General features: G+C 70.4%; 21 protein-coding genes. 18 read left to right on the top strand and 3 right to left on the bottom strand.

The window, feature by feature from the left end; all coding sequences use genetic code 11:
* From VFS34_08210 to VFS34_08190, 5 genes are all read left to right on the top strand, one after another.
* Positions 1 to 835, top strand: an 835-nt coding sequence (locus VFS34_08210) for an efflux RND transporter permease subunit (GenBank protein HET9794432.1), incomplete at its 5' end; no start/stop codon positions are given.
* The gene (locus VFS34_08205) at positions 832 to 3,972 is read left to right on the top strand and encodes a multidrug efflux RND transporter permease subunit (protein ID HET9794431.1); all 3,141 of its coding nucleotides are present in this window, start codon (positions 832 to 834) and stop codon (positions 3,970 to 3,972) included. The genes VFS34_08210 and VFS34_08205, both read left to right, overlap by 4 nt.
* A gap of 1 nt (position 3,973) precedes the next feature.
* Positions 3,974 to 5,467, top strand: coding sequence for an efflux transporter outer membrane subunit (locus VFS34_08200; protein HET9794430.1), 1,494 nt, complete (start codon positions 3,974 to 3,976; stop codon positions 5,465 to 5,467).
* A gap of 63 nt (positions 5,468 to 5,530) precedes the next feature.
* Positions 5,531 to 5,974: a CBS domain-containing protein gene (locus VFS34_08195; protein HET9794429.1), complete on the top strand. Its 444-nt coding sequence runs from the start codon at positions 5,531 to 5,533 to the stop codon at positions 5,972 to 5,974.
* 37 nt (positions 5,975 to 6,011) lie between these two features.
* On the top strand, positions 6,012 to 6,398 hold the full coding sequence (locus tag VFS34_08190; GenBank protein HET9794428.1) for a hypothetical protein: 387 nt from the start codon (positions 6,012 to 6,014) through the stop codon (positions 6,396 to 6,398).
* Between the two features lie 65 nt (positions 6,399 to 6,463).
* On the opposite strand, the gene VFS34_08185 is transcribed toward VFS34_08190, so the two are convergent.
* Together VFS34_08185 and VFS34_08180 are read right to left on the bottom strand one after the other, a co-directional pair.
* Complete coding sequence (locus tag VFS34_08185; GenBank protein ID HET9794427.1) at positions 6,464 to 6,886, bottom strand: hypothetical protein; 423 nt, start codon at positions 6,884 to 6,886, stop codon at positions 6,464 to 6,466.
* A 58-nt stretch (positions 6,887 to 6,944) separates the two neighbouring features.
* The gene (locus VFS34_08180; GenBank protein ID HET9794426.1) at positions 6,945 to 7,610 is read right to left on the bottom strand and encodes a BON domain-containing protein; all 666 of its coding nucleotides are present in this window, start codon (positions 7,608 to 7,610) and stop codon (positions 6,945 to 6,947) included.
* A 187-nt stretch (positions 7,611 to 7,797) separates the two neighbouring features.
* Between VFS34_08180 and VFS34_08175 the strand changes: the two genes are divergently transcribed.
* From VFS34_08175 to VFS34_08115, 13 genes are all read left to right on the top strand, one after another.
* Positions 7,798 to 8,244, top strand: a complete 447-nt coding sequence (locus VFS34_08175) for a universal stress protein (protein HET9794425.1) — start codon at positions 7,798 to 7,800, stop codon at positions 8,242 to 8,244.
* A gap of 39 nt (positions 8,245 to 8,283) precedes the next feature.
* Positions 8,284 to 9,321 (top strand): glyceraldehyde 3-phosphate dehydrogenase NAD-binding domain-containing protein, encoded by a 1,038-nt coding sequence (locus tag VFS34_08170; GenBank protein ID HET9794424.1) that lies wholly within the window; start codon positions 8,284 to 8,286, stop codon positions 9,319 to 9,321.
* Positions 9,318 to 10,331: a type I glyceraldehyde-3-phosphate dehydrogenase gene (gene gap, locus VFS34_08165; GenBank protein ID HET9794423.1), complete on the top strand. Its 1,014-nt coding sequence runs from the start codon at positions 9,318 to 9,320 to the stop codon at positions 10,329 to 10,331. The genes VFS34_08170 and gap overlap by 4 nt, the downstream gene beginning before the upstream one ends.
* 145 nt (positions 10,332 to 10,476) lie before the next feature.
* On the top strand, positions 10,477 to 10,857 hold the full coding sequence (locus VFS34_08160; protein ID HET9794422.1) for a CPCC family cysteine-rich protein: 381 nt from the start codon (positions 10,477 to 10,479) through the stop codon (positions 10,855 to 10,857).
* Positions 10,858 to 10,950: 93 nt separating this feature from the next.
* Positions 10,951 to 12,039: an MBL fold metallo-hydrolase gene (locus VFS34_08155; protein ID HET9794421.1), complete on the top strand. Its 1,089-nt coding sequence runs from the start codon at positions 10,951 to 10,953 to the stop codon at positions 12,037 to 12,039.
* The gene (locus tag VFS34_08150; GenBank protein HET9794420.1) at positions 12,036 to 13,085 is read left to right on the top strand and encodes a hypothetical protein; all 1,050 of its coding nucleotides are present in this window, start codon (positions 12,036 to 12,038) and stop codon (positions 13,083 to 13,085) included. The genes VFS34_08155 and VFS34_08150 overlap by 4 nt, the downstream gene beginning before the upstream one ends.
* Before the next feature lie 114 nt (positions 13,086 to 13,199).
* A complete protein-coding gene (locus VFS34_08145) occupies positions 13,200 to 13,844 on the top strand; it encodes a TlpA disulfide reductase family protein (GenBank protein HET9794419.1) in 645 nt (214 codons plus the stop codon).
* Positions 13,845 to 13,873: 29 nt separating this feature from the next.
* Entirely contained in the window at positions 13,874 to 14,512 is a 639-nt protein-coding gene (locus VFS34_08140) for a peptidylprolyl isomerase (protein ID HET9794418.1), read from the top strand.
* Positions 14,513 to 14,559: 47 nt separating this feature from the next.
* Complete coding sequence (locus VFS34_08135) at positions 14,560 to 15,105, top strand: DUF1572 family protein (protein HET9794417.1); 546 nt, start codon at positions 14,560 to 14,562, stop codon at positions 15,103 to 15,105.
* Complete coding sequence (locus VFS34_08130) at positions 15,102 to 15,530, top strand: hypothetical protein (protein ID HET9794416.1); 429 nt, start codon at positions 15,102 to 15,104, stop codon at positions 15,528 to 15,530. The genes VFS34_08135 and VFS34_08130 overlap by 4 nt, the downstream gene beginning before the upstream one ends.
* Entirely contained in the window at positions 15,527 to 15,955 is a 429-nt protein-coding gene (locus VFS34_08125; GenBank protein ID HET9794415.1) for a heme-binding domain-containing protein, read from the top strand. The genes VFS34_08130 and VFS34_08125 overlap by 4 nt, the downstream gene beginning before the upstream one ends.
* On the top strand, positions 15,952 to 16,440 hold the full coding sequence (locus VFS34_08120) for a hypothetical protein (protein HET9794414.1): 489 nt from the start codon (positions 15,952 to 15,954) through the stop codon (positions 16,438 to 16,440). Before VFS34_08125 ends, VFS34_08120 begins: the two co-directional genes overlap by 4 nt.
* Positions 16,433 to 16,825 (top strand): ACT domain-containing protein, encoded by a 393-nt coding sequence (locus VFS34_08115; protein ID HET9794413.1) that lies wholly within the window; start codon positions 16,433 to 16,435, stop codon positions 16,823 to 16,825. Before VFS34_08120 ends, VFS34_08115 begins: the two co-directional genes overlap by 8 nt.
* Here VFS34_08115 and VFS34_08110 read toward each other — a convergent pair.
* Positions 16,815 to 19,202, bottom strand: a 2,388-nt coding sequence (locus VFS34_08110; GenBank protein ID HET9794412.1) for a protein kinase, incomplete at its 5' end; no start/stop codon positions are given. The two genes, VFS34_08115 and VFS34_08110, sit on opposite strands and share 11 nt — an antisense overlap.

The following is a 19,202-nucleotide window of genomic DNA, read 5'->3' as shown; positions in this document are numbered from 1 at the left end:
GGCGCCCGGCGCCGGGGCGTCGGCCGCGGCGGCCGTCCCGGCGCCGGGCGGCGCCGTTCCGCTGACCGCCTTCACGACCATCCGGACCGGAAGCGCCCCGCTTTCCGTGAATCACCAGGGACAGTTCCCCGTCGTGACGGTGTCGTTCAATCTCGCGCCGCGGGCCTCGCTCGGCGCCGCCGTGAAGGCGATCGAAAGAGCGGGCGCGGAGGTCGGTCTTCCCGCGAGCATCCAGACGAGCTTCCAGGGAACCGCCCGCGCGTTCCGTTCGTCCCTGACGAACACGCCGCTCCTGATCCTCGCGGCGCTCGTGACGGTCTACATCCTCCTCGGCGTGCTCTACGAGAGCTACATCCACCCGGTCACGATCCTCTCGACGCTGCCTTCCGCGGGGGTCGGCGCGCTCCTCTCCCTGATGATCTGCGGGATGGATTTCTCGGTCATCGCCCTGATCGGGATCGTCCTCCTGATCGGGATCGTCGAGAAGAACGCGATCATGATGATCGATTTCGCCCTCGATCTCGAACGCAAGGAAAAGAAGGAGCCGGAGGAGGCGATCTTCGAGGCCGCGAAGCTCCGGTTCCGCCCGATCCTGATGACGACGATGGCGGCGCTGCTCGCAGGAGTCCCTCTCGCGCTCGGCTCCGGAATCGGCGCGGAGCTTCGCCGACCGCTCGGAGTCGCGATCGTCGGAGGGCTGATCTTCTCGCAGCTCCTGACGCTCTACACGACGCCCGTCGTGTATCTCGCGTTCGACCGGCTCGCGCGGCGGGTCGCGCGCGGGCGGAGCGCTCGCGCGGCCGCGGGCGGCCTGCAGCCGGAGGGGCGGGCGTGAGCGCCCCCGACCCCCCGCCGGCCGGCCGGCCGTCGGGAGGACTCTCCGCTCCGTTCCTCCGCCGGCCGATCGCGACGACCCTGCTGACGGTCGCGGTCGCGCTCTTCGGGGGCGTCGCGTACACGCTCCTTCCGGTCTCTCCGCTGCCGCAGGTCGAATTCCCGACGATCAACGTCAACGCGGGACTCCCGGGCGCCTCGCCGGACACGATGGCGTCGTCGGTGGCGACCCCGCTCGAGCGCCAGTTCGGCCGGATCGCGGGAATCACCGAAATGACGTCGACGTCGACGCTCGGCTCGACGAACATCACGCTGCAGTTCGATCTCGACCGGCAGATCGACGCCGCGGCGCGGGACGTCCAGGCGGCGATCAACGCCGCGCGCGGCCAGCTCCCCGCGAACCTGCCGAGCAATCCCTCTTACCGGAAGATCAACCCGGCCGATGCGCCCATCCTGCTCCTCTCGCTGACCTCCGATCTCGTGGATCGCGCCCGGATGTACGACCTCGCGTCGACCAACCTGCAGCAGACCCTCTCGGAGGTGCCGGGCGTCGGCCAGGTGATCGTCGGCGGGGGCGCGCTGCCGGCGGTCCGGGTCGACGTCGATCCGGCGGAGCTCAACCAGCACGGCCTCTCGCTGGAGGACGTCCGCGCGGCGCTCGTCTCGGCGAACGCGAATCGCCCGAAAGGGGAGGTCGCGAGCGCCGAGCGCTCCTGGTCGCTCGCGACGAGCGACCAGCTGCTGAAGGCGAGCGAGTACCGCCCGCTCGTGATCCACTACGAGAACGGGGCCGCGCTCCGGCTCTCCCAGGTCGCGTCGGTCACCGATTCGGTCCAGGACATCCGCACGGGAGGACTGTCGAACGGGCGGCCCGCGATCATCATCATCATCTTCAAGCAGCCGGGCGCCAACATCATCGACACCGTCGACCGGATCCGCGCGATCATGCCGCACCTGCAGGCGCTCGTTCCGCCGAGCGTGAAGCTCTCCGTCGTCATCGATTCCACCCAGACGATCCGCGCGTCCGTCCGCGACGTCGAGATCACCCTGGGGATCGCGATCGCCCTCGTGATCCTGGTGGTCTTCGTGTTCCTCCGCAGCCCCCGGTCGACCCTGATCCCGAGCGTCGCGGTGCCGGTCTCGCTCATCGGCACCTTCGGGGTGATGTACCTGCTCGGGTACAGCCTGGACAACCTCTCGCTGATGGCGCTGACGGTCGCGACCGGCTTCGTCGTCGACGACGCGATCGTCGTCCTCGAGAACATCACCCGGCACCTCGAGGAAGGCCTGGCGCCCATGGAAGCGGCCTTCCGGGGCGCCCGGGAGATCGGATTCACGGTGATGTCGATCTCCATCTCCCTCGTCGCCGTGTTCATCCCGATCCTGCTGATGGGCGGGATCATCGGCCGCCTCTTCCGGGAATTCGCGGTGACCCTGTCGGTCGCGATCGGCGTGTCGCTCGCCGTCTCGCTGACGACGACGGCGATGATGTGCGGCCGGCTGCTCCGCCCGAAGGCGGAGGAGAGCCACGGGCGCCTCTATCGCGCGAGCGAACGGGGCTTCGACGCGATTCACCGCGGCTACGAGAGGTCGCTCCAGTGGGTTCTCCGGCATCAGCCGCTCACGCTCGCGGTCACGCTCGCGACGATGGGAGCGACGGTCTTCCTCTACGCGAAGATCCCGAAGGGATTCTTCCCTCAGCAGGACACCGGCCGCATCGTCGGATCGATCCAGGCGGACCAGGACACCTCGTTCCAGGCGATGCGGAAGAAGCTCGCGCAGTTCGTCGACACGGTCATGCGCGACCCGGCCGTCGAGAGCGCGAACGGGTTCGTCGGCGGCGGCACGGTGAATACCGGGCGGATGTTCATTTCCCTGAAAGACCGGTCGCGGCGGAACGCGACGGCCGATCAGGTCATCGGCCGCCTCCGCGGAAAGCTCTCGCACGTGCCGGGCGCGCGCCTCGTGCTGCAGCCGATCCAGGACGTCCGGGTCGGCGGGCGCCCTTCGGCGGCCCGGTACCAGTACACGCTCCAGGCGGACGATTCCCGCCAGCTCTTCGAGTGGGCGCCGCGGGCTCTCGCGGCCCTGAAGAAGGTCCGGCAGCTCACGGACGTCAACAGCGACCAGCAGGACAAGGGTCTCGAGACCTCCGTCGACATCGACCGCGCGACGGCATCGCGGCTGGGAATCACGCCCCAGGCGATCGACAACACGCTCTACGACGCTTTCGGCCAGCGACAGGTCTCGACGATGTACACGTCGCTCAACCAGTACCACGTGATCCTGGAGGCGGCCCCGCGGTTCTGGCAGAGCCCAGAGGGCCTGAAATCGATCTACGTGCGGGCGAGCTCCGGAAACCTGGTGCCGCTCTCCGCGTTCGCGCACGACGCCCCGTCGACGGCGCCGCTCGCCGTGAACCACCAGGGGCAGTTCCCGTCGGTGACGATCTCGTTCAACCTGCCGCCCGGGGTGGCGCTCGGCGACGCGGTGAGCGCGATCCAGCGGGCGCGGTCATCGATCGGGCTTCCCGCGGCGATCCGCGGCAGCTTCACCGGGACGGCGCAGGCGTTCCAGGCCTCGCTCGCCAACGAGCCGATCCTGATCCTCGCCGCCCTCCTGACCGTCTACATCGTTCTGGGCGTTCTGTATGAGAGCGTCATCCACCCGATCACGATCCTCTCGACACTTCCGTCGGCCGGGGTGGGCGCCCTGCTCGCGCTGCTCCTCACCCACAACGAGCTGACCGTGATCGCGCTGATCGGGATCATCCTGCTGATCGGGATCGTCAAGAAGAACGCGATCCTCATGATCGATTTCGCGATCGAGGCCGAGCGGACGGAGGGGAGGAAGCCCGAGGATGCGATCTACCAGGCCTGCCTGCTGCGGTTCCGCCCGATCACGATGACGACGATGGCGGCGCTCCTCGGCGGGCTGCCGCTCGCGATCGGCGGAGGCACGGGATCGGAGCTCCGTCGCCCGCTCGGCATAGCGATCGTCGGCGGACTGGTCTTTTCGCAGATGCTCACTCTCTACACGACCCCCGTCGTCTACCTGTACCTGGATCGTTTCCGGATGCGGTGGGCCCGCGTCCGGCGTCGGGAGGCGCGTCTGGCGCCGATCGGAGAGGGAGCGTGAGATGAGAAGACCGGTCGTCGGGCGCGTGCCGGCGGCGTTCGCCGTCCTTCTCACGGCGGCCTGCGCCGTCGGACCGAACTACCGAAAGCCCGAGGTCCCGGTTTCGGACCGTTACAGGGAATCTCCGCCTCCCGATTGGGAATTCGCCGCGCCTTCCGACGGAATCCCGCGCGGCCCCTGGTGGGAGATGTTCGGAGACCCGGGACTCGACGCCCTCGAGGAGCAGGTCGCGATCTCGAATCAGAACGTGAAGCAGGCGGAAGCGGCGTACCGCGTGGCGCGGGCGGTGGCGCGCGGCGCGCGCGCGGATCTGTTCCCGACGGTGACCGGGAACGCGGGCGTGACGCGATCGCAGGGCGCGGCGCACGCGGCCACCGGGGCGGGCGCGACCCCCGGAGTCGCCGATTTCTACAGCGTCTCGGCGGACGTCTCCTGGGAGATCGACGTCTGGGGGCGGATCCGGCGAAACGTCGAGGCGCAGGTCGAGGCGGCCCAGGCGAGCGAGGCGGATCTCGAAAACGCCCGCCTCTCGTTCCAGGCGGAGCTCGCGGCCGATTACTTCGCGTTGAGAGAGGCCGACGCGGAGAAGGATCTCCTGGACACGAATGTCGCCGGGTACGAGAGGGCGCTCACGCTCACGACCGATCGCTTCCGGCAGGGGGTCGTGTCGGCGGTCGACGTCGCGCAGGCGCAGACGCAGCTTTCCGCGACCCGCGCGCAGGCGACCGACGTCGCTCTCCGGCGGGCGCAGCTCGAACACGCGATCGCGGTGCTCGTGGGCAAGCCGCCCGCGGCCCTCTCCCTGCCGCCGGCACCGCTGACCGCCGATCCTCCCGCGATTCCCACGGTCCTTCCCTCGGAGCTCGTCGAGCGCCGCCCGGACGTGGCGTCGGCCGAGCGCCAGGTCGCGGCCGCGAACGCGCGCATCGGCGTCGCCGAAGCGGCGTTCTTCCCCGCGCTCGGTCTTTCCGCGTCGGGCGGTTACGGAAACTCCGTCATCTCGCACCTGTTCTCCCTTCCCGATCGCTTCTGGTCGATCGGCGCGTCGCTCGTCGGGACCCTCTTTTCCGGCGGGAAACGCCGCGCGGCGAAGGAGCAGGCGGTCGCCGGCTACGACGCCGCGGTCGCCTCCTACCGTCAGTCGGTCCTGACCGCCTTTCAGGACGTCGAAGACCAGCTGGCGGCGCTCCGCCTGCTGGGGGACGAGGCGAAGGACCAGGCGGAAGCCGTCGCCGCGGCGGAGCGATCGCTCTCGCTCGCGCAGACCCGCTACACCGGCGGGATCACCAGCTATCTCGAGGTGATCACCGCCGAGACCGCGGCCCTCGCCAACGAACGGGCGGCCGTCCAGCTCCGCGACCGGCGCATGGCGGCCGCGGTCTCTCTCGTCCGCGCCCTCGGAGGGGGCTGGCGCGCCTCGGATCTGCCCTCCGGAAGCGCCGTCCTGTCGCATTCGGCGGCATCCGCTCCCCGCCGGGACGCCGGCCCCCGCTGATGTAAGCGCGTCATGCGAAGGCTCGCGCGGGGGAGCAATATGGAACCGGAAAAGGAGGTTCCCATGCGCCTGAAGGAAATCATGAAACGGGACGTCGTCACCCTCGGCACGGAAGCCGCCGAAGACGAGGCTCGCGAACAGATGCGCCGGAACCGGATTCATCACATCGTCGTCACCCGCGGCGCCGACGTCGTCGGGATCGTATCGGACCGGGACCTCGAAACGTTCGAGCCGGGAACGCGAATCGCGCGAACCGTCGGAGACCTGATGACCCCGTCGGTCGCCACGGCGACCTCGACGACCACGATCCGCGAGGCCGCCAACCTGATGCGGGGCCGGACGATCGGATGTCTTCCGGTGATCGAGAAGGGGAGGCTGGCGGGGATCGTCACGACCTCCGACCTGCTGACGCTGCTCGGCAAGGGCTCGGAGCGACCGGTCAACCAGACGAAGCGCTGGATCATGAAGGGGCGGGGACCGCGGCGGAAGGCCTCGGCATCGGTCTGACGGCGCGCCGCCGCCCGTCCCGGGCCGGCGGTGTCCGGTGAGACCGCGAATCGGCGCGGCCGCAGCAGCGATCGCCGTCCTCGCCGGGTGCGCCACCATCGGCCGGGTCGACCTGGCGGACGAGTCGTGCGCCGAATCGTTCCGTTCGCAGATCGCCTCGATCCTCGTCGCCCAGGGAGAAGACGGGGGAGAGGCCCGCGCGCTGGGGAAGAGAACCGTCCTCGACCTGGGCTATCGGGATCCGGGACCGCGTCCGTTCGTCGTGAGGTCGCGAACGACCGACTACACGTTCTTCGTCCAGCAGAAGAAGTCGGGATGTCTCCTGCGCCTCCTCCGGCGCGAGCGCGAGTTCGCGACGTACACCAATGACGTCACCTTCATCGAGACGCGGCGCCTCCCGGGCTGCTCCTGCGCTTCCGAGTAGAGGCGGGCGCCCCGGGCGCGCAGATTCTTTCCGCGCCCGTCCGGAGCGATCGAACGACGCGGCCGCTACGCGATCTTCACGGGACTGCCGACGAGAGCGAGGTGAAACCCCTCGAGCGCGACGTTGTCGAACTGGTTCCAGCCGTCGCAGCCGCCGTGCTCGCGCGTCTCGATGTCGCAGCAGATCTCCGCGCCGGTCGCCTCCTGGCGTCCGGCGTGGTAGAGCGACGCGAGCTCCTCGAGGCGCTCCCGCGGCGCGCCGGGATGGGTTCGGGCGATCCAGCTGAAGCGGTTGCGAAGCTCCGCGTCGGAAGCGCCCGTGAATCCTTTGCAGAAGATCCCGAGCTTGCCGACGGCCGTGCAGAGGCAATGATCGACGTCGGCGTAGGCCTTGAGGACCTCCCGCAGCCGCGCGATCACGTCGGGCCTCGCGAGATGCTCGATGGGGAGGACCGTCTCGGCGGGGGCGGGGTTCGGTACGGGCTCCATGCTTCCCTCCTTTTCCGATGATCGGCGGGCGCGGAAACCTCCGCGCCCGCCGGAGAACTCAGAAATAGGGCTCGATCCGGAGATTGTCGGCGACGAGCTTCACGCCCGGCGCATTGCGGACGGCTCCGAGGATCGCTTCCTTCTCCGGGAAGGAATGGACCCGGCCGTCGAGCGTCACCTTGCCTTCGATGACCCGGACCTCGATCCGGTTCGCTTCCCGGTCCGCCCGTCGTTCGAGGGTCTCTTCGATCGCCTTGCGGATCTTTCCGGGCTCGACTTTCGGTGCGTTGACGACGATGTTGTCGATCACGCCCCGCACGCCGTGGAGACGCCGAACGGCGCGCTCCGCGTCGTCGCGGTCGACGAGCGATTCCACCGTGCCTTCGAGCGTGACCCACCCGTTGGCCACCGTCGAGCGGATCTTCGTGTCCGGAATGAACACGTCCCATTCCAGCGCGTGGCGGACGGCGCGCGCCAGATCCGTGTCGTTGCGGGTGAGGAGTCCGGGGAGCTTGACCTCGATGTCGTCGGCGACGTCGAGGACGCCGGCCACCCGGTGTGCCGCTTCGCGCGCGGCGAGCTTCTTCGCGAAACTGTCGACCGTTCCCGTCAGGCTGACGATGCCGTCGTGGACTCCCACGCCGACTTCGGTTTCAGCGACCCTCAGGTCCCATCGGAGCTCGCGAAGGACGTCCTGCTGGATTTGAGCATCGGTTTTCGTCATGGTGAGAGTTTCCATAAACGCCCTCCTTTCCACGGACAGCTTGGCTCCAATCGCGGCGTCGCGAAACATCCAAACGCATCATCCCGTTGCGTGCCCGGCCTTGATGTATCTGCCTCACGACACGAACGATCCGCTCGCGCAGGATGGGCCGGTGGTCCGCCGCGCGCGACGCGGCAGGAGGTGTCCCGTGGCCCGAAAAGTGGTCTACGCGACGGATTTCTCGAGACCGTCCCTCTCCGCCTTTCCGGCGGCGCTCGGCGCGGCGCGCCGAAACGGAGCGGAGCTCGTCGTCCTGCACGTCCTCCCGCCTCCCGTCGGGCCGGACGCCATGGGCTACGTGCCCCCGCGGATGTACGAGGAAATGAAGGCGGCGATCGTCGGTCAGGCGAAGCGCCGGCTCGACGCCCTGGTCCGACGCGCGGCCCGGTCGCGCGTGCGCGCGCGCTCCGAGCTCGTCGAAGGGGTCCCCCACGAGGACATCCCGCGGGCCGCGCGGAGGCACCGCGCGGAGCTCGTGGTCATGGGGACGCACGGAAGGACGGGCCTGGCCCGCCTGCTGATGGGGAGCGTCGCCGCGAGGGTGATCGGGACGTGCCCCTGTCCCGTCATGACGATCGGAGCCGGGCGCCGCTGACGCTCCGGGGCGTCGATCTTGCATGATAGGTTGTCCCTGATGGCCGCGGTACGCGTCGGGATCATGGGGTTCGGCCAGACGGGACGCAACGTCTTCCGCCTGATGGCCGCGAGGCGCGACGTCGAGATCGTCGCGATCTGCGACACGGTTCCCGCCGATCAGCTCCTCTATCTCCTCAAGTTCGACACGCTCTTCGGACGATTCGACGAGCCGGTTTCCCTCGGCGAGGGCGCGCTCCGATTCCGCGGCCGCGACGTCCGATTCTGGGCGTCCTTCCCGAAGGGCGCCGTTCCCCCCTGGAGGGAAGCGAACGTGGACGTGGTGCTCGAATGCACGGCGCGGGCGATGACGCGCGCCGACGGCGAGGCGCATCTCGCGGCCGGCGCCGGAAGGGTCGTCGTCTGCGTGCCGCCGGCGGAGCCGCTCGACATCACGCTCGTGCGGGGGTGGAACGACGACGAGCTCCGGCCGGAACACCGCCTGATCGCGCTCGCCTCACGGACCGTCTCCTGCGTCGCGCCCGTGCTCGCGATCCTGAAGGAAGCGTTCGGCATCGAGCGCGCGTTCTTCGACGCGGTGCACGCCTACACGAACGCCCACCGGCTGGCGGACGTTCCGCTCTCGGACAAGCGGCGCGGACGGTCGGCCGCGGAGAACATCATTCCCCAGGAGTCGCGTTCGGAGGCGATGCTCGAACGGCTCTTCCCCGATCTCGCCGGCAGGCTGACCGGCTCGGCCGTCGACGTTCCCGTCGCCAACGGCTCCGTCGTCGACCTCACCTGCTGGCACAGCCGCGCGGTATCGCCCGATTCGATCGCGACGGCCGTGCGCGCCGCCGCGGCGGGACGCTGGAAGGGGATCGTCGCGTGCGAAGACGAGCCGATCGTCTCGAGCGACGTGACGCGGAGCAGCTACTCGTGCATCTTCGACGCGCAGGCGACGATGACGCTCGGCGACCGGCTCTCGAAGACGCTCTCCTGGATCGACGCGGGCTGGGCGTTCGCCGTGCGCATCTCGGAGGTCGTCTCCGCCCTCGCGCGGCTGGACGCCGCGGTCCCCGTCGGAGAACGCCCGTGACGGTTCGCGTCGGCATCAACGGGTTCGGCCGGATCGGGCGCACCGTCTTCCGGATCCTCGCCGGGCGGCCCTCGATCGAGGTCGTCGGCATCAACGATCTCTTCGAGACCGACCAGCTCGCGTACCTCCTGCAGTACGACACCGTGATGGGCCGGTATCCGGGCGCCGTCGTCGCCGAGGACGGGACCCTGTCCGCGTCGGGAAGGCGCGTCCGTCTCGCGCACGAGCGGGATCCGGAGAAGATCCCCTGGCGCGAGTGGGGCGCCTCGATCGTCATCGAGTCGACGGGTGCGTTCCGGAAGCGCGCCGAAATCGCGAAGCACCTCGCCGCGGGCGCCGAGCGCGTCATCCTCACGGTCCCCCCGAAGGACGACATCGACGCGATGGTCGTCATCGGCGTCAACGACGAAACGCTCCGCCCGGAGCACCGGCTCGTCTCGAACGCCTCGTGCACGACGAACTGCCTCGCGCCCGTCGCGAAGATCCTCGACGACGCGTTCGGGATCGAGGACGGGCTGATGTCGACCGTCCACGCCTACACGAACGATCAGCGGCTCGCCGACGTGCCCCACAAGGATCTCCGCCGCAGCCGCGCCGCCGCTCTCAACATCATTCCCACGTCGACGGGCGCCGCCCGCGCGGTCGGGAAGATCCTGCCGAAGCTCAAGGGCAAGATCGACGGCATCGCGATGCGGGTTCCGGTCCCCGACGGATCGATCGTCGAGCTCGTCTGCCGCATGCGCGAGCGCCCCGGAAAGGACGAGATCAACGCGGCCGTCCGGAGCGCGTCGATGGGGCGTCTCGCCCGGATCGTCGAGTACAGCGAGGCCCCGCTCGTCTCGACCGACATCATCGGGAATCCGCACTCGGCGGTCTTCGATTCGCTCTCGACGCGGTCCGACGGAGACGGCTATGCGCGCGTGCTCGCCTGGTACGACAACGAGTGGGGGTATTCGGAGCGGGTGGCGGATCTGGTGGAGATACTCTCCCGGCTCCGCCCCGCCGCCTGATCGGCAGGCGCGGCGATGCATCGAGCCGGACGGGCGCGTGCAGCCCGCGGCCGCCCTCCGACGTACGCTCCGGTACGACTCCGGGCGCCGCGGCCCGCCCGCATCCGTCCGGTTCGCGCCTCGCCGCGCCTCGGCGTGACGGCGAATGAGTGAACCGCGGGGCGCCCCCCATCCCTGCGCGGCGTGCGGGTTCGCCGTCCACGAAGGGGGAGCGGGATCGGGGCGGACCTGCCCCGTCTGCGGCTGGATCGACGACGCGGTACAGCTCGCGCAGCCCGATCTCGCGGCAGGCGCCAACGTCGGCCTCTGCCTGCGCGGCGCGCAGCGGCGCGCGCTGTCGCGGTTCCCGCGCGACGCCCGGCGGCACGGGGAGTGGGAGCGGGATCCGCGATGGCGGCCGCTCGCCGCGGGGGAAGGCCCACGCACCGCCGCCTTCTCTCCCTCGTCGCCCGTCTGCTACCTCGAGGACTCCGAGGTCGAGGACGCGGAGCCGTACTGGTTCGACCCGCCTCCCGACGCGTCCTGAGCCCCCGGCCGACCACAACTTTTCGATAGCCGGCTGAATCCCGCGGTGAGAACCTTCCGCGGCGCGGAACGTACACCGCCTCGAGGAGGACCGTTGAAGACGATCGCCGCCATCCTGTTCTCGCTGGCCTCGCTGGCGTTCGCCGGCGGCCCGGAGCGCTCCGCTCCGCCGCCGGACGCGGCCGGTTCGCCGCCGGCTCTCGAGAAGCTCGCCGACGGCGTGTGGGCATGGGTGCGCCGCGATCCCCCGGGGCTGATGGTCGACGCCAACAGCCTCGTGATCGTCAACGACGACGACGTCGTGGTCGTCGACGCGCCGGAGGCGAGCCGGGATCTGCTCGCCGAGGTGCGCAAGCTCACGGCGAAGCCGGTCCGATACGTCGTCCACACCCACTGGCACGACGATCACATCTCGGGCGATCACGTGTGGCGGGAAGCGTACCCGGGCGTCGAGTTCGTCGGCCATGCACGGATGCGCGAGTACCTGCCGACGACGGGGGCCGAGAACCGGCGCCAGATGATCGACGGCGCACCGAAATTCGCGGCGTCTCTGAAGAAGCTCGTCGCCGAAGGGAAGAGTCCGGCGGGCGGCGAGCTGACCGCGGAAGAGCGGCGTGGCTACGAGAGCGATTTCGCGCTGATCGACCGTTACATGGCGGAAGTCCCGGCCGCGCCGCTCCTCCTCCCCACGCTCACGATCGACGATTCGCTCGTTCTCCACAGGGGAGATCGCGCGATCGAGATCCGCCACCTCGGCCGCGGACACACGAGCGCCGACCTCGTGGTCTGGCTCCCGAAGGAGCGCATCGCCGCGGTGGGCGATCTCGTGGGGTTCCCGATTCCGCTCGTCGGGGGCGACCAGTCGCACGTGGGGGACTGGGGCGCGACCCTCGGAAGGCTCCGCGTTCTCAAGCCGTCCATCATCGTGCCGGGGCACGGCCCGGTCATGCACGACGACGCTCAGGCGGCGCTGATGGAGGAGCTCTTCGATTCGATCAAGGCGCAGGTCGCCGCGGCGATCGCGAAGGGCAGGGACCTGGAGCAGACGCGAAAGGAGGTCGATCTCGCCCCTTTCCGCAGGAAATTCGCCGGTGATTCGAAGCACCTCGGGTTCATCTTCGACACGTACGTGTCGCGACCGGCCGTCGAATCGGCGTTCCGCGACGCGACCGGCGGCAAGTGAGATACCGGGTCGCGGCGGCGTTCTTCGCGTCGGCCGTGGGGATCGCCGTTCCCGCCGCCCGCGCGTCCGGGTCGGATGCGGCGGCGAATCCCGCCGCTCTGGCGGACGCGATCGCGGGCGACGCCGCCCGGGTCGCTTCCCGGGCGGAACGCCTCGACGGCGAGACGCGCGCGCGAGTCGCCTCGGCCGTCTCGAAGCTCGAGGAAGAGCGGCGTTCCGGACGGCTCTGGGCCGCCCTCCAGAGGCTCCGGGAGGCGAGGCGGGAGGCGGCCGTCGGGGAGTCGCGCGGGTCGGCGGAATCGTTCGACGCGGATTGGGAGAGGGCGAGCCGCGACCTTCGCGGCCGGGACGCCTCGCCGCCGCGCTGGGGGAGGGTGGCGGCGGCGGCGAGAGCGCTCGGGGAGGCGGCGGAAGGCACCGTCGTCCCGCTCGTCGAGGCGAGCCGCGCGTATGCCGGCGTCACGAACGCGGCCGCCGGGAGGTACTACCTGGCCGACGCCCGGGAGGCGTCCGATTTCGCCGGGTTCTGCCGGGCCCTCCCGCGAACGGACCGGACCGCTCCGGCATGGCGCTCGATCGCCCCGGAGCTGTCGCGGCTCCAGGAGAAGGTGAACGCGGCGTTCGTCCCGCCCCGCTCGATCGACCGGCATTCCGACTTCATCCGCCTGAATGCGGCGTTGAAGACCGCGCACGAGCTCGACGCTTCCGGACGGTTCGCGGGGGCCGGCTACGAGTACCTCGACGCGCTCGAGCAGGTGGGCCTGCTCCTCGGAGCGCCGGCCGGCTCGGCCGCGACGGTGCGCGAGAGAATCGAGGCGGAGCGGTCGGCTCTCGCATCGGGGACCCGCGACGATTCGCTCGGCCTGCTCTTCGTCGAGCGCGCGGAATCGGCGCTGGCGAGCGGGGGAGAGAGCGGAATCGCCGCCGCGTCGGTGATCGCCGCGAGCGTGGTACCGGCCTATCGGGCGATGCTCGAACCCGCTCCGATGCCCCCGCCGGCCGAATCGGTCCTGACGGTGACTCTCGTCCGCTGGCCGTACACCTGAAATCTTTCCGATCCGGCAAGTTTGCTGGTCCAGGAAGTCGTTGCCGCGTACGGAGGGAGGGTCCGGTTCGTCAGCGAAAACTTCGGCGCCTCGCCTCTCGCGGAGCGGTTCGGCGTGACGAGGTACCCGGCCGTTTTCGTCGACGACGTTCTCGTCGCGCGACCCCGGGATTTCGGGTTCTTCGCCGAAGGGGAACACGGCGGACGATACACGCCATGGCGGAATGCGGCGAGCCAGGGCCGGTTCAAGGCGGACCTCGCCCGGATGATCGACCTCGTTCTCGCGGGCGGGAAGGAGACGCTTCGGAGCGAGCGGTCGGCTTCGCCCGAGCCCCGGGGGATGATCGCGGAGCTGCCGTCCTTCGAGACGACGGATCTCGCGGGCAGGCGGCTCGCTTCCGGAGAATTGCGGGGGCGGCCCCTCGTGGTCGAATTCTGGGCGACGTGGTGCCCTCCCTGCCGCGCGACGCTCGGTTGGCTCGCGGATCTGAAGGAGCGTCGCGGCGAAGACCTCGAGGTGCTGGCGGTCGCCGTCGAGTCGCCCGAAGACGCGGTCCGGAAATTCGCGGCCGCGTCCTCACCGGGAATCCGCTGGGCGACGGCCGACGCTTCTCTCGCGAGCGGTTTCGGGGAGGTCGCCGCGGTTCCGATGCTGTTCCTGTTCGACCGGGACGGCCGCGCGGTCGAGACGTTCTACGGAGCGCCCCCCGATCTCCACGAACGGATCGAAAAGGCCCTCGCCGATCTTCCGGCGCGCTGACTCGGCCCGCCTGGCGTAGGCTCTCCCGCGTGGATCGCGGATCGTGGAGCTGGGCCGCCGCCGCCGCGCTGGGCGCGGCGATCGGATGTGCCGCGGCCCGCGACCGGCTCCGCGAGCCGGCGCGACCCGACCCCCGGGCGCCGGAGCGCTTCGTCGCGCGGTTCGAGACGAGCGCGGGGATGTTCGAGGTCGAGGTCACACGCGGCTGGGCCCCCCGCGGCGCGGACCGGTTCTTCCGGCTCGTCCGCGGCGGCTACTACGACGGGTCGAAGGTCTTTCGCGTGATTCCCGGATACATCGCTCAGTTCGGCATCGCGGGAGACCCGGCGGTCGCGAAGGCGTGGCGCTTCGCGTACTTTCCCGACGATGCGCAGGGCCGCCCCTGCGAGCGCGGCACCGTGGCCTTCGCGGACCAGGGGCCGAACACGCGCGCGACGCAGGTCTTCGTCAATCTCGCCGACAATCCGAAGCTCGACACCGGCGAGTTCGCGCCGTTCGGCCGGGTCGTTTCGGGAATGGAGGCCGTCGACCGCCTGCACGGCTACGGGCGCGCCGGACCGCAGGGGGAGCGGACGGACCAGAGCGCCCTGTTCGAGGGGGGAAACCGGTACCTCGAGGCGCACTATCCGGCGCTCGACACCATCCGGCGCGCGACGATCGTTCGCTGACGCGGCGGGCGGCGTTAGACTGCGGCCGGCAGGCCGGGAGGCACGGAATGGACGGCATGGATTATCTCCGCGAGGTGGACCGCGAGTTTCGCCGCTACCGGGCGCTCGCGGAGAAGGCGCTCGATCAGGTTCCCGGAGAACGGTGGCTCGCGGAGCCGGCGCCCGGCTCGAACAGTCTCGCCGTCGTGATCAAGCACGTCGCGGGGAATCTCCGCTCGCGCTGGACGGACTTCCTGACGACCGACGGCGAGAAGCCGGATCGTGACCGCGACGGAGAGTTCGAGATCCGCGACGGCGAGGGCGCCGGCTCGCTCCGCGGCGCGTGGGACGAGGGCTGGGAGACCCTGTTCGCGTCGCTCGACTCCCTCGGGGAGGCGGACCTCTCGAAGAGGGTGAGGATCCGGGGCGAGGAGATGTCGGCCTTCCAGGCGATCCAGCGTTCGCTCGCGCATTCGGCGCTGCACGTCGGGCAGATCGTCTACGTCGCGAAGATGCTGGCGGGGGACCGCTGGAGGACGCTGTCGATTCCGAGGGGCGGCTCGAAGGCGTTCAACGCGGCGCCCGCGGCGTATCTCCCGGATCGGAAGGCGTGAGGAGTCCCGCCCTCGTCGCGGCGCTCGAGAACGCGATCGCCGGCAAGACGAAGGAGCTCTCGATGGCGGAGCACTGCCCGTTCCGGCGGTACGACGCGCTCGACGACGTGGACGGGGACGGCCGGGAGGATTTCCTCGTCCTGTTCACGCTCGAAGGCCCGCGCGGTGGAAATCACCACGTCAGCCACCTCGCGTTCTTCTCCTCTTCGGGGGAGGCGAGGCTGCCGGTGCGGGTCCGGACGGGGGAGCGGGGCGAGCGGGATCCGATCGACGTGCGAGGGGAGCGGGGCAAGGTCGTGCTCTCGACCCCCGAGTACCGCGCGGGCGACCCGATGGCCGTCCCGCCGGGAAAGGGCGGCTCGGCGATCGATGGCAGGACGGGCGCCTGCGGCTCCGGCGCTGATACATCGAAGGAGGCGGGATGAAAGGGAAGATCGTTCTCCTCGCCGTCGGCGCGATCGTGGTCCTCGCGCTTCTGGCTCAACTGGTCCCGGTGGAAAGGACGAATGCGACGGTCGAGCAGGACGTCGGCGCCCCCGCGCCGGTGGCGGGCATCCTGCACCGCGCCTGCTACGACTGCCACTCGAACCAGACGGTGTGGCCGGGCTACAGCCGGGTGGCTCCGGTCTCCTGGCTCGTCGCCCACGACGTGCACGAGGGTCGGCGCGAGCTCAACTTCTCGGCGTGGCAGCGGTACGACGCGGAGAAGCGCCGGAGGAAGCTCGACAAGGCCGCCGAAGAGGTGAGCGACGGGGACATGCCGCCCGTGTATTACGTCTGGATGCACCCCGAGGCGCGCCTCTCCGACGCCGACAAGGCCGCGTTGAAGGCATGGTTCGCGCGCCCGTGAGCGAATCGTCCGAACGCGCCGAGAGGGACCTGCTGCGCCACACCGTGGCGACGATCGCCTACCGCGGCGGCAAGGCGCTCCGCGGCGCGGCGCCGGAATTTTCCGGCTTCCGCGCGGGCGAGGGCTCGCGGTCCGCCGGCGAGATCCTCGCGCACGTCGGCGATCTCTTCGACTGGGCGATCGGGCTGGCCGATGGGAAACACCTCTGGCGCGATTCGCCCGCATCCTCCTGGGAGGACGGGGCGGCGCGATTCTTCGACGGGCTCGCCCGGCTCGACGCGAGGCTGGCCGCCGGGCCGCTCGAGTGTCCCGCCGGAAGGCTCTTCCAGGGTCCGATCGCGGACGCCCTCGCCCACGTCGGCCAGATCGCGATGCTCCGCCGGCTCGCGGGTTCGCCGGTGCGGGGAGAGAACTACTTCCGGGCGAAGATCGAACCCGGGCGGGTGGGACCGGAACAGCTCGAGCCGGGATTCGAGTTTGACTGAGGTCCCCGGCTTCGAGGTCGTGCCGGGGGAGTGGGCGATCGCGCGGCTTCCGCCGGATGCGGCGATCCCGGATTGGGCGGTCGAAGCATCGGCGTTCTCGTCGGTCACGCGCACCGCGAGCGAGTTGTCGATCGTCTGCCCGGAAGCCCGGGTGCCGGAAGGCGCGCGGGCCGAGCGCGGATGGGCGGTGCTGAAGCTCGCCGGCCCGTTCGCGTTCACGGAAGTCGGCGTCCTCGCCTCGGTGCTCGTGCCGCTCGCGCGAGCCGCCGTCTCCGTGTTCGCCGTGAGCACCTTCGACACGGATTACGTGCTCGTTCCGAGATCCGCGCTCCGTGCCGCGGTCGACGCGCTCGAGGCCGCGCGAAGCGGCCCCGTCACTCCCTGAGATCGACCACGTAGAGATCCGAGGACGACGCGCTGCTGTAGCCGAAGGCATACCCCCGGCCGTCGGCGGTGAGGAGCGGGTTCCGGATGCTGATCACGGTCGGAATGGACGTCGGGAAGAGGCTCTCGTAGGGCGTCCGCGCGCCGGTCGAAGACTCGATCTTCACGATGCGCGCGGGAATGCTCCCGCTCTCGAACGCAAAGATCGAGCGTCCATCGGGCGTCCATCCGACGGGGTCGAGCTGTTTCGTGTCGGGGATCGGCCGGATCGGACCCGCGCCGAGCGGGAGAAGAAAGAGATCCTCCTGCCAGTCGCGGTACGCGACCGCGAGACGGCCGTCGGGAGAGATCGGTTTGCCGGAGGCCCCGAAACCCTGCGCGGTGAAGAGGCGCGGCGAGCCCCCGGGAATCTCCTGTACGTACCACCCCAGAGCGCCCCCCGAGGGGCTGCCGAGAACGAGGATGCGCTTCCCGTCGGGAAAGAAATCTCCCCGCCCGAATGTCTCGATCTCGCCGCGCGGCAGGGGCACCGGCGTACCGGCGCCGGTCGGGACGAGAGCGAGGCCGGCGGACCCCTCGAGCCGGGCGAGGACCCATTTACCGTCGGGGGAGAGCTCGAACGCCGTTCCGTCGCCGAGCTTGGTCGCCGGCGAGCCGTCGGTCTTCCGGAGGAAGAAGCTGCCGGGCTTCCCTCCCGCCGCGGCTCTCTCCGTGAAGAGGATCATCGATCCGTCGGCCGTCATGTCGACGAGATCCGAAAGGTCGAACCAGGTGAGGTCCCTCTCGACCGTCGCCCCCGGCGGGCGCGCGATGATTCCGCGGCGCGGATGGTAGCGCTCGAGGAGGATCCGCCCGTCCTTCGCGACGTCGTGCACGATCGCGCCGTCCGGGATCGAGAACACGGCCGCCGCCCGGCCGCGGAGGTCCATGCGATAGATACTGCTGTCGCCGTGCGCGCTCGAGGCCGCGAACCAGAGCGCTTCCCCCGACGGGTCCCACGCGATCGATCCGACGCCCTGCCATTCTCCGGGAAGCCGCACGACCGTTCCCTTCCGGTCCGTGAACCCGATGGTCATCCCGCGGGGAGCCTGCTCGACGAACGCGATGCGGTCTCCGCGCGGAGAGAACCTCGGCGAGGCGAGGTGGAGCGCCGTCGAGACGAGGACGTTCCCCACCGGATATTCGAGGCGGCCGCGGCCGCCGAGGACGCGCACGATCGCGAGGTCCTTGCCGTCCGGGGCCCAGTCGGCCGCGTCGACGAACTCGACCATCGGACGCGGCTCCCCGCCGCCGAGCGGCGCGCGCGCGAGCGTTCCGACGCCCTCCGTGCCCGAGAGGGCCTGCTCGCGAAGCGACAGGGCGAGTTCTCCCGTCGACGATACCGAGGCGAGGTTCGCTTTTCCATATCCGAGCGGCGTCGATTCCGGATTTCCGATCCGGGTCGAGAAGATGGCGACCGGCGCGCCCTCCCACGACGCGCCGTACACCACCGTCGCGCCGTCGGGGGCGAAGCGCGCGAGCCCGATGTTGCCGCGGCGGAACGTCACTCGCCCGAACGACGGGACCGCCGCCGCTCGCGGCCTCCAGAGCCAGTGCCCCGCCGCGAGGCCGGCCGCGAGCAGCGCCAGCGCGAGCGCGGATGCGGCGGCCCGGCGCTGCGCCCCCCGGAGCGGTCCCGGCCGGGCGGCGACCGAAGCCGAAGACGCCGCCGTCATCGATTCGAGCTCGTACGCCAGATCGCTCGCCGACTGGAATCGCTGGGCCGGGCTCTTTTCGAGACAGTGCCGCACGAGGCGATCGAGGCCCGGAGCGACGTCGCGCCGCCCCGCCGAAAGCTCCGGCGGATCCTCCTTCAGGATCGCGGTCATCGTGTCGGCCGCGGTATCGCCATGGAACGCCCGGCGGCCCGACAGCATCTCGTACAGGATCGCGCCGAACGCGAAGATGTCGGTGCGGGGGTCGGCGGCCTTGCCGCGCACCTGCTCGGGCGCCATGTAGCCGAGGGTCCCGAGGACGACTCCCGGTTCCGTGGCCTCCACCGTCGGCGCGTGCGTATCGGCGGTGGCCGCTTCGGTCGGGAGGAGCTTCGCCAGGCCGAAATCGAGGATCTTCACGCGGCCGTCTTCGGTGACGAAGACGTTCTCGGGCTTGAGATCCCGGTGGACGATCCCCTTCTCGTGCGCGGCGGCGAGGCCGCGCGCGATCTGCAGCGCGACGTCCACGGCGCGCCGGGGCGCCAGCGGGGCGCCGGCCAGACGGCTCCGGAGCGTCTCTCCCTCGAGGAGCTCGGTGACCGCGTAGACGGTTCCCCGATCGTCCCCGAAATCGTGGATCGAAAGGATGTTCGGGTGAGACAGCGCGGCGACGGCCCGCGCCTC

The sequence above is a fragment of the Thermoanaerobaculia bacterium genome (assembly GCA_035717485.1).
Classification (GTDB): Bacteria; Acidobacteriota; Thermoanaerobaculia; order UBA5066; family DATFVB01; genus DATFVB01.
This window is presented reverse-complemented; position numbering and strand designations above follow the sequence as displayed.